Genomic DNA, 14201 nt, shown 5'->3' on the forward strand with positions numbered 1-14201 from the left:
GCGGACGCGGCCGGCCAGGCGGGCGCGGCCGCGCCCGCGCCGCGCGATCACGGCTCGATGCAGAGGGCGAGAGACCACGCGTTCAGCACGCCGGCGTCGGAGCCGGCGTCGTCCCCGACCCGGAGCGTCCATGTGCCGTTCGCGCGCCCCGACAAGAAGGGCGCGAACGACTCCTCCGGACGGAAGCACCCGCGGAAGGGCGCCGTCCCCGAGATGATCGAGGTCCTGCAGCCCATCGCGAAGACGGTCCCGCGGTAGTTGTCACCGGAGCCGCCGTTGTCGCTCGAGACATCGACCGTCGCCCCCGCCGGCGAGGTGAGCGAGATATCGACATCCCCGTCGAAGGAGTGCGAGATGTCGAGCGAGAGCGCCACGCGCCGGACCACGCCGCCCGAGGCGATCGCGAGCGCGCTCGTCACGGACGAGCGATCCCGGACGGCCTTGGGCACGTCCGTGGCCGACTGCACCCACAGCACCTGCCCGCGCGCGCAGGGGCCCACCTCGCTGTCGCACCCGAGCGCGCAGTCCGGATCATCACAGTCGACGTCGCCGTCGAGATCGTTGTCGTCGGCGTCGCCGCAGTTGCGCTCCGTGGCATAGGAGCACACGCTCGGCGTGCCCCGACAGGTGTAGCCCGGCTCCACGGCGCAGGTCGCGCTGCACCCGTCGCCGCCCGACGTGTTGGCGTCGTCGCACGCCTCGACCCCGGCGCGCACGAAGCCGTCACCGCACCTCGCGGCGCGGCACGTGATGGGACAGGCGTCGGTGCTGTCGGTGTTCCCGTCGTCGCACCCCTCGCCGCCCCGGACCACGCCGTCGCCGCAGCCCTCGAGGAGGCACCCGGGGCCGCACCCGTCGCCGGCGATCCGGTTGCCGTCGTCGCACGCCTCGACCCCGGCGCGCACGAACCCGTCGCCGCACGCGGCCGCCGCGCACGTCGTCGGGCACGCATCGGTGTCGCTCGCGTCGCCGTCGTCGCACGCCTCGACGCCGGCGTGCACGAACCCGTCGCCGCACGTGGCCGCCGCGCACGTCGTCAGGCACGCGTCGGTGTTGCTCGTGTTGCCGTCGTCGCACCCCTCGTCGGCGGCGTTGACGACGCCGTCGCCGCATGTGGGCGCGGCGCAGATCCCCGCCGCGCTGCACACGCCGCTCAGGCAGTCGCGTCCGGCCGCGCAGCCCATGCCGGCGGTGCATCCGATGCACGCCGGGCCGCCACAATCGATGTCCGTCTCCGCCCCGTTCCGGGCGGTGTCGGTGCACGACGCGAGGCAGGTCGTCCCGGAGCACCGGCCGCCCAGGCAATCCCCGTCCACGGAGCACGCCTTCCCGGTGGCGCACGGCGGGCACGCCGGGCCGCCGCAATCGATGTCCGTCTCCGGCCCGTTCCTCGCGCCATCGGTGCACGACGACGCCCTGCACACGCCGCCCTGGCACACCCCGCTCCGGCAATCCGCGTGGGCGAGGCACCCCTCGAGCTCCGCGCACGGCACGCACGAGGGGCCGCCGCAGTCGACGCCGGTCTCGTCCCCGTTCATCACGCCGTCGCCGCACTCCGGCGCCACGCAGCGGTTCGCGACGCAGCGGTTGCTCACGCAATCGCCCGGGGCGAGGCACTCGACGCAGGCGCCGTCTCCGTCGCAGAAGCGCCCGCCGGACGCGTCGGGCCCGCCGCACTCCGTGGTCGCCGGGGCCGGCGGGTTCTCCGGCGCGCCCGCGACACAGACGTCGGCCGAGCACGGATCTCCGTCGGAGAAGACGTCCCGCGCGTCCTCGATCTCGACCACGGCGCCCTGCCCGTCGCACACGCGCGCCTTGCAGTCGCCCGGGGTCTGCTCGGCCACGGGCTTCCCCCGCGGCGCGTGGTCGACGCCGCACCGGCCGTCCTCGCAGGTGCGCCGCTGACACGCGCCGTCGACGCCGGGGCAGTCCTCGGCGGTCCCGCAGGGCGCGCCGCCCGCGCCGTTCCCGCCGCCCCCGCCGGCGCCGTCGGTCGCGCCCGGGGTCGCGCCGCCGTTCCCCGCGCCGCCGGTCTCCGGTCGCGGCGTGTCCGCGGAGCGCTCGCAGCCGGATGCGGCGAGGGCGGCGGCGACGGCGAGCGGCGACAGAACCTTCCTGAACGGAGCGCCACGAAAGGGGTTCGCGGGCACGGACACCTCGAACTTCCTCCGCGTCTCGCGGGAACGGCGATGTCCTGAAAAAGCCCGATCCGGGCCTGACGGACACGCAGGCGGTCGATCCTCGGGGTAATAGACTGATATGGATTCGAGAGGATGCCAGCCGCCGCCAGCAGGGCACGCCGGAGCGGTCGCGTGCCGTCTGGATCGCGTTGACCATGATCCCGGGCTCCTCCGCGACGAGCGGATCGAGGAGCTCGCAGAGCACGTATCCGTCGCCTCGGACGGATTGCGCCCGACCAGGACCTCTATGTAGCGTCCCCGGATCCGCGCGCGCGCACGACAGCGCGCAACGGAATCAGGGAGGTCGATTCATGCCCGAGCACTCGGTGCAGGACCCCACGCACGTCGCCTACTGCATCATGCTAAGCTCTGGATTCGGACGAGCTCATGGAGAGCCGGCGTGCTCGTGAGCGGGATTGTCACGCAATCCGGGAGCCGTTCGACGTACTAGCCCCCCGGGGCGCGGCTGGTCGGTGCTCTCCGCGCACCATGACCACCGCGGCCGAGCACGTCGCCGAGCGCATCGAGGAAGACACGCACGCGCGGCACTGACGCCCGACGCGCCGGCGTGAGCGCGTGGAGCGGCGGCCCCTCGGTCGCGAACGACGCCAGCACCTCGACGAGGAGCCCCGCCTCGAGCAGCGGCGCGGCCATGAAATCGAGGACCTGCGCGATCCCGATCCCGTGCATCACCGCGTCGATGAGCAGGTCACTTTGATCGAGCACGATGCGCGATGGCGTCACGACGCGGGTCGCCCCCTGGTCGGCGCGGAAGCACCACTCGACGGCCTTGCCGTGCAGCACGAACTTGATGCACTCGTGCCGCGCGAGATCAGCCGGCGAGGTCGGGATCCCCCGGCTCGCAAGGTAGGCAGGAGCGGCGACCGTGATCCAGCGTGGCGTCCGCAGCGCGCGCGCGATGAGGGATGAGTCCTGGAGCGGGCCCATGCGCAGCGCGACGTCGATCGCCTCCTCCGCGAGCCGTACGAGGCGATCGGTGACGATGAGCCGGATCGACAGCCGCGGGTAACGCGCCGACAGCCGGGCGACGAGCGGCAGGACGCCACGACCGAGCACTGGCGGCAGCGTCACGCGCAGCGTGCCGTGCGGCTCCCGCTGTGCGCCGGCGACCTGCTGGCGCCCTGCCTGGAGCTCCGCGATCGCCACGCGACAGCGCTCGAGAAACGCCGCGCCCTCGGGCGTGAGCGCAACATGGCGCGACGTGCGCTCCAGGAGCGCGACCCCGAGCTCGGCTTCCAGCTTGGCCACCGACTTGCTCACCGCGGCGGCCGTGACGCCGAGGCGCGCGGCCGCGGCACGGAACCCCCCCGCCTCCGCCACATGCACGAACGGCAGTACACCGTAGAAGAGGTCCACGGGGGCGAGACTAGATCGTTAACCCGTGGTTGACAATGCTTTACCTCCGCTCCATGTGGTCGCCTGCGCGCACGCGGGTATCTTGTCCGTCAAGGAACGGAGGACGAGTGAATACATGCGGTACAGAAGAAGATCGGTTCTCGCGAGGTCGGCGATCAACATGCTGGCGGTCCTGTCGCTGATGTCGCCGTCCAGCTGCGTCTCCTCGCCAAGCACATCACCGCAAGAGGATCTGGAGCCCATGAGCACGGTAAGCGTCCGCTACTTGGTCGACGACGTCGACGCCGCCATTGCTTTCTACACCACGCACCTCGGCTTCACGCTCGAAGTCGACAGCAGCCCCGCGTTCGCCTCCGTCACGCTCGGCAACTTGCGGCTGCTGCTCAGCGGGAAGACCAGCTCCGGCGCGCGGCCCATGCCCGACGGGCGCCGGCCTGTCCCCGGCGGCTGGAACCGCGCTCAGGTGCCGGTGGCCGATCTCACCGCCGAGGTGGCGCGGCTCCGCGCGGCCGGACTGCGGTTCCGCAACGACGTCGTGAGGGGCGTCGGCGGCTCCCAGATACTGCTGGAGGACCCGTCCGGCAACCCCATCGAGCTCTGGCAGCCTGCCGATTGAGCGCAGCGCGGTGCGCGGCGCGCCAGGATCGCGCTCCTGGCCGACGAGGGCCGGAGCGACGAGCAGATCCGGCGCGAGTTGCGCTGCGACATCGAGACGGTGCGCAAGTGGCGCAACCGGATCGCAGGGGAGGCAATCCGCTGGATGCGGCGGAGATCGGCGCAGCCGCCGGAAGGCGCTTCGCAGCAGAGGAGGTAGTCATTCATGAGATACGGCGTCACGACCTGATCACCGCCGGTCGCCTCGCACGCGCCCTCCCGGTCCACCACGACGGTCGCGCTGACGCCGCCCACGGTGCCCTCGGTGGGCATCTCCAGGCAGGTCCATCCGTAGAAGCCCCACTGGAAGTTGTCCTGGGGTTCGACGATCGTATCGGTGCGGATGAGGTCGTTGCAGTCCGGATCCCGGTACCGGGACAGGCTCACCGTGCACTCGGGCGTCGTGACCGTCGTGCACGCGCAGCTATCGCAGCCGCCAATGTCGCTCGCGACGTGTGACCGTTCGGGGTAGGACGGCGGACACGCTGTGCGCTCGCTCTCCGGGTCCCCCCCTGTGAAGAGCCACACGCAGGACCGGAACCCCTCGGGGGCCGGAGGAATGCAGCGTTCCCTGGACCGGACGCACTCCGTTTCCAGCGCGAAGTCCCGCCGGCAGACGCGCCAGAGGGCGCCGACGAGCGCGTCCAGCCCCGCGGGAGACTCGAAAGGATCGCAGCGCCGGCTCTGTCCCGACGGGGACATGATCGCGGCGGCCAGGGGGGCCACGGGAACGGCATCGTGCCTCAGGCAGGCACCATCCCAGAAGCCCGCCGGCTCGAAGCCGTCGCGCGCAAAATGGTGCAGCTCCGAGTCGCACCGCTCGCCGGGGCGGTTCTTGGGATCGTCGGTGTAGATCCAGGTGTAATCGATGTGCTCGGGCGGCGCGCACTGAGGGGGCGTACACCCGCAGCCGGGGCAGGCGCCGCCGGGCTGCGGGAAGTCGCCCCGGATCAGCAGAAGAACCGCCATGGCGCCAACGACGCCAAGAAGAGAGGGGAAGGGTTGTCCCTCCATTTTTCCTTTCTACTTCCCTGGTTTCTTGGCGCCTTTGGCGTCATGGCGGTTCGCCTCTCGGCCCGACTTTCCGCAGGAGCGATGGCCCCCGGCGGGCACGCGGCGAGCCGATGGAAGGCGGAGCTCGTCGAGCAAGATTCCGCCGCGTCGAGCGGGTTGCCTCCCACAGCGACCTCCACGTAGCTTTCCCGGATCCGTGCGCGCACACGACAGCGCGCAACGGAATCAGGGAGGTCGATTCATGCCCAAGCAATCTGTGCAGGACCCCACGGACGTCGATCAGCTCTCGGCGGCCCAGATCGATGAGCGCGTCGAGAAGACGCTCGAGCACATCGAGGCCATCCGGGCGCTCTGGCCTGGCCTGGAGCGGCTCGAAGAGGCCCAGCGCAAGCGCAGCGTGGGCCGCAGCCTCGGCGTGCTGGGGCCGCCGCTCGCCAAGCTGTTCGCGGTGCTGCGCCCCAGGGACGGCAAGGAGAGCGCGCTCGCGCGATCGTTCCACGTGCTCGGGGACCAGGACGATGGCGAGGATCCCGAGCGGTTCGAGGTGGAGCTGCTCGAGCGGCGCCTGAAGCGCGCCCTGGCCGAGCAGAGGGTCGCCGACGCGCTCGAGGACCTGGCGCGCCACCTCGATGACGACGTCCTCGCCACCGCCGAGACGGTCATCGGGCCGGGCCTCGCGGCGCTCGATCTGGCGCGCACGATCGCGCGCCAGAACGCGGGCTCCCGCTCCATCCTGGCGCCGGTGCTGGACGACTTCCGGGCGATGACCAAGCAGGCGCGCAAGCCGAAGAAGCTCGCGGCGCCGAAGGACGAGGCGTCCAGGCCCGAGGCGCCCAGGGCCGAGCCGTTCTGATGACGGCGCGGGTTTGCCCCGGCGGCCCCGCCGCCGGGGCCGGTATCCTCATCGCTCCGCTGGGCCGGTAAGGCCGCCTCCGGCTGGGCCGCGCCGGCTGCGACCGTGAGCGCTTGCCCTCCGATGCGCTAGCCTCCGTGGCAGCGAGCAGACGCCTCTACTCCCATGACTTGCTCTTGAATCCGAGCGCCGTCGCGTTCTCGGAGACCGCGCGCCTCGTCTGCTCCGAGGCTCCTGCCGGGAACTCGGCGGAGATCTCCACCGTGACCTTCACGCTCGCGTTCGGATCCTCCGTGAGCACCGCGATGATTTCCTCGGCGATGGAGACCAGCTTCATCTTCGCGGTGGTCGCGTTCACCTCGACCGATCCGAAGAATGCCTTCGGCCGGGAAGCCGCAGGGCTCGGCTGCGCTCCGCCCGACCCGGGCTGCGGGGCCACGCCACCGGCGCCGCCCGTCTTGCTCCCACCGCCCGCCGTGGCCGTGCCGTCACCGCTCTGCCCGCCCTGCCCACGCGCGCCCCCTGCGCTCGGCGGGACCGAGGCGGGGCGCTCCTGCGCCGACTCGTACGCCGCGGCCGCCGCGGGCTCCACCAGCAGCAGGGTATCGTCGACCTGCACGTTCGTGTCGCCCAGCTTGAAGCCTTCCAGCCGGTCGCCGCTCTGGCCATACGCGGTGCCGAAGAAGTCTCTGCTCCCCGCGCCGGTCACGATCACCTGCTCCAGCACCGCGCGACGCTTCAGCCGGGGCATGTAGAGATAGCGCTGCATGTCCTCCCAGACCGAGGCCGCGCGCACCGCGATGGTCGACTCCTTCCAGTAGAGCTCCCGCAGTTTGCTGCGCAGGTGGATCGGCGACCACGTCGAGATGACGAGCTCGTTCTCCTCGCATACCCGCTCCACCGCGTCCGCGAACGTGCCGCTGCTCGTGGGGAGCGCGTACGCCTCGACCGAGGCCTCTCGATCCGTGGGCGATGCCATCACGGGGCAGAGCAGCCACCTGAAGCACTCCCGGGCCGCCCCGGGCACCGCCTGCCCGGCCTTGTGGAGTTCGTCCTTCGCTCGCTGCTCCTGGAGACGATCGATGTTCAGCCGCCCGGCCGCGATGTCGGCCACGATCGAATTCCAGGCCAGCACCGTACGAACGCAGTCGCGCAGGCGGGTGAGCGCGCCCTGATCCGGCGCCAGGAAGACCAGACGGTTGCCCCGGTAGCGCGGCTTCGTGCCGTTGGTGCGCACGATCTCGAGCACCTCGGTCTCCGCCGTCCTGGCCCCCTGCTTGCTGAACGCCTTCTCGACCGGCAAGATCACCAACCGGAGGGCGCTGTCGTCGGGGATATCGCCGCTCGGCGTGAAGGTGTGCACGGCCTCGAAGAGGCTCGCCCCTGCCACGAGCTTCTTCAGCGCCTCGGCGATCGCGGCGCGCACCTCGGCGCGGTCGTCGAACCGGTTCTTCCGGTCCTCCATCTCCCGGCGCAGGTTCGCGCGGGTGTCGAACCAGAACCGCGTGGCGTCGTGCTCCTTGTCTCCCGAGCTGTTCAGGTAATGCAGCCTGTCGCACAGCCGGTTGAGCGCATCGGAGAACGTGGAGACCGACTGTCCGGGCTGGAGGCATCCCAGCAGCACGCGCGCGCGCTCGACGCCCCGGATCCCCTTGTGGGTGCCCCCGGAGGACGGCGCGCTGCCGAGGAACACCGTCCGGGCGACGCGGTGGGCCGCGTTCACCGCGCCGAAGCGCGGCTCCCTCCGCTCGAGCTCCGCCGTCTCCGCGCCGTGGCCGTCGATGTCCCGCTCGATGACAGCGTCCCATCCCGGCGGAAGGTAATAGGTCAGCTCGTTGCGCGTTCCGCCGTCGGAGAGCGGAATGCTGCCCGGCAGGATCATGAGATCCTGGTTCTGTGCCTGCCATAGCCGATAGATGACGCGCGCCATCAGCTTCAGGACACCGCGCGTGCGCTGGAAGCCTTCGAGCGTGGTCCAGTCCTCGTAGAGCCTGTCGAAGACCTCCGGATGAATCGGGTACGCCCGTACCAGCCGGTCGTGGTAGCGGGCCTCGTGCGTCTCGGAGGGGAGCTTCGCCTCCGCCGCGTAGGCGTTCGAGAACGCACGGCAGACCGCGCTGCGCGCCTCGGTGTCGCGGATGGGCTCGAAGAGGCGGCGGCGGACGATCTCGAACGCCTCCTCCGCCGCGACCGGCTTCCAGAGCGCCTGGACGCGCCCGAACGTCTTCTCGAGCGCCTTCAGCGCGGCCACGCCCCGCGAGCTGCCCGCCTCGACCGCCGATTCCGGCAGCGAGGCGAGCACGATCGCCGTCGGCACGAGCTTCGCCGCCTCCGTGAGGGCCTGCGCGAACGAGAGGTTGCTGTCGTAGGTCCCGCCCGGCAGCGGCGCGGCGTCCGAGAACTGCCGGATGTAGGCGACGAGCTCGTCCACGAGCACGACGCACGGCGCGAACCGCTCCAGCAAGGCGCGCAGCGCCTCCTTGCCGGGCGACGTCCCGGAGAGATCGGAATCACGGACGAGGGCGTACCCCTCGTCGCCGCCGAGCTGGAACGCGAGCTCGCCCCAGAGCGTATGAATGCGCGTTTGCCCGCGCGTCCAGGGTTCTGCGGGACCTCGGGCCGACCCGTCCAGTACGGCGACGCGGGCCCTCGGCACATCCATCAGTCCGGCATGGTCGAGCAGCGCGGGGATGCCGGCGAGCTCCTTGAGCGGCCCGCGGCGCGTGGCGAGGTGGTAGACGGCGAGCATCGTGTGCGTCTTGCCGCCGCCGAAGGCGGTCTGGAGCTGGATGACGGGCTCGCCGCCCTTTCCGTTCAACCGCTGCGCGACCTGCGTGAGCAGCAGGCGCATGCCCTCCGTGATGAAGGTGCGCTGGAAGAACGCGGCCGCGTCCTGGTACTCGTGCGACGCCTTGCCGTCACGCACGGCGGAGATGTCCGCCGCGAACTCGGATTGCTGAAACGTGCCTTGCAGCACGTCAGGGTGGGGCACCGCGACTTCACGCCAGGGCTTGATGAGGGTCATGTCACTTTCCAGGCGAGCGAGCCCATGCGGCTCGTCTCCGCCACGAGGGGGTGGGCGTCGATTGGTTTGAGCCGGCGCCGCAGCGCCTGCTGAACATCCGCGGGATTGATGGCGCGCGGCCGCAGCGTCGAGTGCTTCTCGGGTTGCTCCAGGTGGAGCACGACCCGCAGCTTCTTCGCGCCGAGCACGGCCGCCGCCATCTCCGCCTCCTGGGCGTCATTGGCGTTGACCTTCGCCGGAAGCAGCGCGGCGAGCGTATCCAGGACCTTGCCTGCAACCTCGTCGTCCAGCGCCGACGGCTTCGTGCGCACGTGGCCCCGGTAGTCCTTGACCTCGATGAGCCACGCGGTCCCCTCGGGATCGACGGCGAGCAGGTCGAGCGCCTTGAGCCCGTCCCGCACCCTCGAGAACTGCTTCCGATAGAACGTCCACTCGTCGTACTTGCTCACCATCCAGGTGCTCGGAAACTCGAAATCCAGGCCATCGACGGCGACGGTCGGCATGGCTCAGTCTTCCGAGCTCAGGAAGCGGTCCGACTGCTCGAGCTCCTCGTCGAGCGCAGCGATCGTCCCCATGTCGTCCACGGAGGGCCCCTGCTGGACCGAGACACCGGTATCCGACAGGTGCAGCCCGAAGAAGCGCGCGTCGACCTCTCCCTCTTTGCGCGCGAGCAGCATCTCGATCTCGCGCAGCAGGAACAGGCTGTGCGTCGCGATGAACACCTGGATGCCACCGAGGCTCAGATCGACGATGCTGCTGGCGACCTTCTTGATGATGCGCGGGTTGAGGTTCGCCTCCGGCTCGTCCCAGAACAGGCACCCTTTGTCGAGCAGCGCTCCGGTCGCGATGAGGCGGGCGAGCATGCCGAGCTTGCGGAGGCCCTCCGCGACGAGCGGCATCTCCATGCGCCCGCTCGCGCTGCGGAAGTAGAATCGACCGTTCTTGTCGAGCTCGATGGCCCCGCCCATCGCCTCCTCCAGAGGACTAAGGAGCTCCCGGACGCGCTTCTCCTTGACGCCCCGCTTGAGCGGCGCGCCGAGGAGCAGGCAGGTATCGCGCCATGTCTCCTCGAACTCGAGATAGTGGTTCGCGTACACGGACACGAAGCCTGGATAGATGGTGAGGAGCTCCCGGGTCGGCAGGTAGGCCGGCGCGGCGTCGACCCACTCCGTGGGGAGCGCGTCGATCGAGACGTCCGATTTGCTCTGCGTCGAGAAGCCGAACGCGATATCCCAGGCCTCGTTGGTGCAGCTCATCCGCACATCGCAGCGCTCGCGACCTTGCCGCCGCCGCGCGAGGCGCCCCAGGGCCTCCGGGCGGAACACGTTGACGAGCTTGTCCGCGAGCCGGGTCTGCAGGGCGGCCTTGGTCGGGGACGCGGCGTTCGGCTTGCGCCCCTCCTCCCAGCTCGTCGCGAGGATGGAGTAGGCGAGCTTCAGCACGTGCGTCTTCCCCGTGCCGTTCTCCCCCACGAGCACGTTCAGGTGCTGACCGAAGTCGAGGTCCGCCTCGCTGAAGACGGTGAAGTTCTTGACATGAAGCGACCTGATCATGGCTTGCCTGCGAACAGATCGAGCTGGTCCGTCGTCTCCGGAACCTCGCTGGCGGCTGCCTCGATGGCGGACCAGGAGGTGATGAGCTCGTTGTAGGCGCGCGCGCGCTCGGCCTCGCCGCGGCGCTCGCACAGGGTATAGAGCCGGTAGGCGAGCTGGCGGATCGCCTCGCTCTTGGGCTTGACGGCGGCGAGCATGCGGCCGGCGCCGCTCTCGCCCTCGCTGCGCAGCGCGCGGATGAGCTGGTGGAGGGCCTCCCAGACCGGGACGCGGGTGTCGCTGCGAGGGTCCCAGGCGGGGGGGTACTCGCTGGGCCGGAGCAACCGGACCTTGCCGCCGCTGGTCTGGACCACGCCCGCGTCGGCGAGGCCGCCCACGCTGGTCGCCTTGGCGCGGGCGAGCACGTCGGCCTCGCCGTAGGCGCCGGTGGACCAGCCGTGCTGCTCGAGCCAGTGGAGGCAGAACTGCGTGTCGTGGTCGAAGTCGTCCTCGGCGAGGAAGCGGTTGATGAGCTGGAGCGCCGTGCGGACCGACATGGGGCGGCCGTCCGCCTCGAGGACGGCCGCGTACTTGGAGAAGACGGCCATGCCGGGGCCGATGATGGCCTGGGAGAGGTCGACGGGCGCGACGGGGGAGCGGTCGTCGCCGGAGCCCTTGGTCATCTCGTCGAGGGCGTCGGGGAGAACGGCGTTCAGCTCGCGGAGGAACTCGCGGCGGGAGACGGTGGGCGCGTCGGCGGGGCGAGGGCGGCAGACGAGGACGATGCTGGACGCGAGGGCGTTCGAGTCCGAGCTTCGCATGCGATTGGAGAGCTCGGTGCGCATCGGCCATGTACCCGTGAGGGCAAGCCCCGCACGGTGGACGGCTTCGAGAAAAGTCTCCCATCCAGTCGACCATGTGCCCGCTTCACCTTTTGTCTCCGACTGCTTAAATGCGTAATATATACTGAGCGGAGCACTCGGGTGCGCCTGCTCTGCGAGACGCCGCATTGCCGCAGTCATTCCGCTAAGAAAAAAGCGTTCCGCTGCTTCCTTTCCGCCGTGGCGGTAGGGCGTCGCGACGAGCTCCTCAGCTTTCGGGGTCGCTATCGATGCCAGGAGCGAGGGATAGACAACACGCAAGGCACGGCGGATCCACACGTAGAAATAATCCGAAATATCTGCGTACCCGATATTGTCGTAGTAAGGAGGATCGGTGGAAACGAATCTGCGCACCGAATGCGTCTGGGTCGCCGCATCGCTCTGCTGGGCTACACCACCAGCAACAAATTCCCCCTGTGCCGAAGCAATACCTTTCGCAGTGTACTCAAGCGAATTATCGAAGCTGCCGGATTGCGTCGACAGGGGATTTACCTCGGCAAAGTCCCAAGACATTGGAATCGCTTGCCGAGAAAAGGTGCTGCGAGTCTTAGTGCCCCAGGTTGGACCACCAGAGTCCCATGTACAAATTGTACTCAAACGATCCGAAAGGCTGCTAACAACGAAAGCAAGGTAAACACTGACAGCCTCGGCATATGCAGTCGCGCTCGCACCTTGCGCATCCAGCCCCTTACCATCATCGTTCATCCCCGCCGCAAGAGCATCTTGCTTCACATGATCACGCGCTTCGCACACCAGGTCAGTGAAGGTTGTCAGCGCAACGATCTGTCGCGGCGTAAAAAGATCACTCCACTTCCGCATCCCGTAGTTCCCGACTCGAAACCCAAGCGCCTGCTGGAAGAACTCGACGTCCGGCTTCCACGCAGGTTCCTCGCTCCTCGCGATGTCCTCCATTTCCTGCGTAGGCGGCAAGTATACGCGACCCCGATGCCCCTCACCAACGATGGCCATGAGCCGCGCTCCCAGGCGCCCTGCCTGACCCTCAGTCTTGATATAATCACCGCCGATAACGGCGTTAGACACAATGCATCGAAAATTCGCGCCACGGCCTTGAGCTTTCGTGCCCTCCGCAGCCTGCTTCGGTGGCTTTCCCACCTTCACCCTGAACCAGTATCGATCTCTCTCGACCGTCGGAACAATATATGACTCCTGCCCATCTTTGCTCGACAGGACGAAGGATGCTGCTAGCGGCACCTCCACATGTGAGAACGCCGGATTCGGACTCTTCACCGTCCGCGCCCACAACCACGCGATCACGGTGACCTTCTGCCCCACGAGGCCCTTCAAATCAGGCCGCTCCCGCGCCATCTCGGCGGTGATCTCCACCTTCGGATACAGGTGCCCGATCCGCCTCTCCGCCTCCGCGCGCATCCATGCCCCGTAGCGCCGCACGTCCTCCGCGAGCCCTGTGGCGCCGGGCCAGTCCTTCACGGCGATCTGCTGACCCTGCGGCAAGGGCCCCACCGGCGGGCGCCCCGCGAACTTCGGCGGGATCTCGATCATCGCCTTGTTGATCAGCACCGCGACCGGATTCAGGTCCGACGCGAACGCCTCGAGCCCGAGCCGCTGCGCCTCGAGCGGGATCGTCCCGCCCCCGGCGAACGGATCGTGCAACCCCGGCAGCTTGTCCGGGTTGAACAGCTCCGCGGCCTGCGGATGGTCCTTGTTGAGCTCGCAGACCTCCCGCCACGACCGGCGGATCTCGGCGCGCGCCTCTTCGAGCACCTCCTCGTTCGTGGTGTTCTCCCACTTCACGAGCTTCTCGAGGATCCCGAAGAGCCGCTTCCGCTCGACCTCCGCTTCCTTCTTGTTCTTCCCGTACCGGAAGCCCTTCCCCTGCTGGAACCCCGGATCGTTCACGAGCTGGGCGAAGATGACCGCCCGCGCCGCCGCGAGCGGCCGGCGCGCCCACCAGAGGTGCAGCGTGCTCGGGTGTCCGTGGCGGATCGACTTCTCGCGCGCGGCCGCGGCGTTGATCGCATCGAGCGGCAGGGCGACCTCGATCAGCTTCTTCGGTGACTTCACAACGTAATTCATGATCAGATGACGTCCTCGAAAAAGTGCCGGATGATGGTGGAGAACGGCTCTCCGCTCGTGCACGCCAGCTCTTCGGAGATGATTGTGCGCCGGTCTTCCGGCGTGAGGCCCTCCAGAAACTCCAGGATCCCGGTCTCACGGGCGCAGTACCCCTCCAGCACGCGGCGACGCATCGAGCGCAGGCGACCGTGGGCCGGATCGAGGTTGAACACGCGCAACGTCTCGCGGGCCCTTCGCACATCGCTCGCGGAGAGGCCCGGCCGCACGTCGATGGTCCCGTCCGATCGAAACCGGAAGAATCGATCCGGATCATCCACGCATGGGTCAACGAGGTCATCCGGATTGTGCGGGCCGGCGTCATGGTCCTTGTGCCGGCCGCACGAATCGCGTTGATCGCACGACCAGTACAGGTTGACCCAGGCGAACGTGAGATGCGGGAAGGCGTGCTTCCGGCGAAAGTGCTCGATGTGCTTTCCCAGCGCCTCGAGATCCCCTTCGCAGTACGCGCACCGACGGCCCTGCATCTGCTCCAGGGCTGCCCGGATCGCCCCCTTGTCCGCCGCATCGACGTGGGCCCACGTGTGCGTGCCGTGCCGGTAGCCGGCGAGACAAGGCGGGGATGCCACCCTA

General features: G+C 69.2%; 9 protein-coding genes and 1 pseudogene. 3 read left to right on the forward strand and 7 right to left on the reverse strand.

Annotation, left to right across the window (positions count from 1 at the left end):
- Window positions 1–47: 47 nt before the first annotated feature.
- Window positions 48–2150: a DUF4215 domain-containing protein gene (locus tag WMF31_RS31380; RefSeq protein ID WP_436605465.1), complete on the reverse strand. Its 2103-nt coding sequence runs from the start codon at window positions 2148–2150 to the stop codon at window positions 48–50.
- Between the two features lie 477 nt (window positions 2151–2627).
- Window positions 2628–3557, reverse strand: coding sequence for a LysR substrate-binding domain-containing protein (locus WMF31_RS31385; RefSeq protein ID WP_436605466.1), 930 nt, complete (start codon window positions 3555–3557; stop codon window positions 2628–2630).
- Between the two features lie 241 nt (window positions 3558–3798).
- On the opposite strand from WMF31_RS31385, the gene WMF31_RS31390 reads away from it, so the two are divergent.
- The 3 genes and pseudogenes from WMF31_RS31390 (at window position 3799) to WMF31_RS31400 (ending at window position 6078) form a co-directional block, all read left to right on the forward strand.
- Entirely contained in the window at window positions 3799–4173 is a 375-nt protein-coding gene (locus WMF31_RS31390; RefSeq protein ID WP_436605467.1) for a VOC family protein, read from the forward strand.
- A gap of 18 nt (window positions 4174–4191) precedes the next feature.
- Window positions 4192–4371, forward strand: a pseudogene (locus tag WMF31_RS31395) (helix-turn-helix domain-containing protein); the annotation flags it as partial.
- Window positions 4372–5466: 1095 nt separating this feature from the next.
- A complete protein-coding gene (locus WMF31_RS31400) occupies window positions 5467–6078 on the forward strand; it encodes a hypothetical protein (RefSeq protein WP_436605468.1) in 612 nt (203 codons plus the stop codon).
- 157 nt (window positions 6079–6235) lie between these two features.
- On the opposite strand, the gene WMF31_RS31405 is transcribed toward WMF31_RS31400, so the two are convergent.
- From WMF31_RS31405 to WMF31_RS31425, 5 genes are read right to left on the reverse strand one after another with little or no spacing between them, the layout of a single operon-like run.
- Window positions 6236–9103, reverse strand: a complete 2868-nt coding sequence (locus tag WMF31_RS31405) for an ATP-binding protein (RefSeq protein ID WP_436605469.1) — start codon at window positions 9101–9103, stop codon at window positions 6236–6238.
- Window positions 9100–9606, reverse strand: coding sequence for a hypothetical protein (locus WMF31_RS31410; RefSeq protein ID WP_436605470.1), 507 nt, complete (start codon window positions 9604–9606; stop codon window positions 9100–9102). Before WMF31_RS31410 ends, WMF31_RS31405 begins: the two co-directional genes overlap by 4 nt.
- 3 nt (window positions 9607–9609) lie before the next feature.
- The gene (locus tag WMF31_RS31415) at window positions 9610–10656 is read right to left on the reverse strand and encodes an AAA family ATPase (protein WP_436605471.1); all 1047 of its coding nucleotides are present in this window, start codon (window positions 10654–10656) and stop codon (window positions 9610–9612) included.
- Window positions 10653–13571 (reverse strand): DUF1156 domain-containing protein, encoded by a 2919-nt coding sequence (locus WMF31_RS31420; protein WP_436605472.1) that lies wholly within the window; start codon window positions 13569–13571, stop codon window positions 10653–10655. Before WMF31_RS31420 ends, WMF31_RS31415 begins: the two co-directional genes overlap by 4 nt.
- A gap of 2 nt (window positions 13572–13573) precedes the next feature.
- The gene (locus WMF31_RS31425; RefSeq protein WP_436605473.1) at window positions 13574–14197 is read right to left on the reverse strand and encodes a retron system putative HNH endonuclease; all 624 of its coding nucleotides are present in this window, start codon (window positions 14195–14197) and stop codon (window positions 13574–13576) included.
- Window positions 14198–14201 lie beyond the last annotated feature (4 nt).

The organism is Sorangium sp. So ce1036 (genome assembly GCF_051369805.1).
GTDB classification, from domain to species: Bacteria; Myxococcota_A; Polyangia; order Polyangiales; family Polyangiaceae; genus Sorangium; species Sorangium cellulosum_F.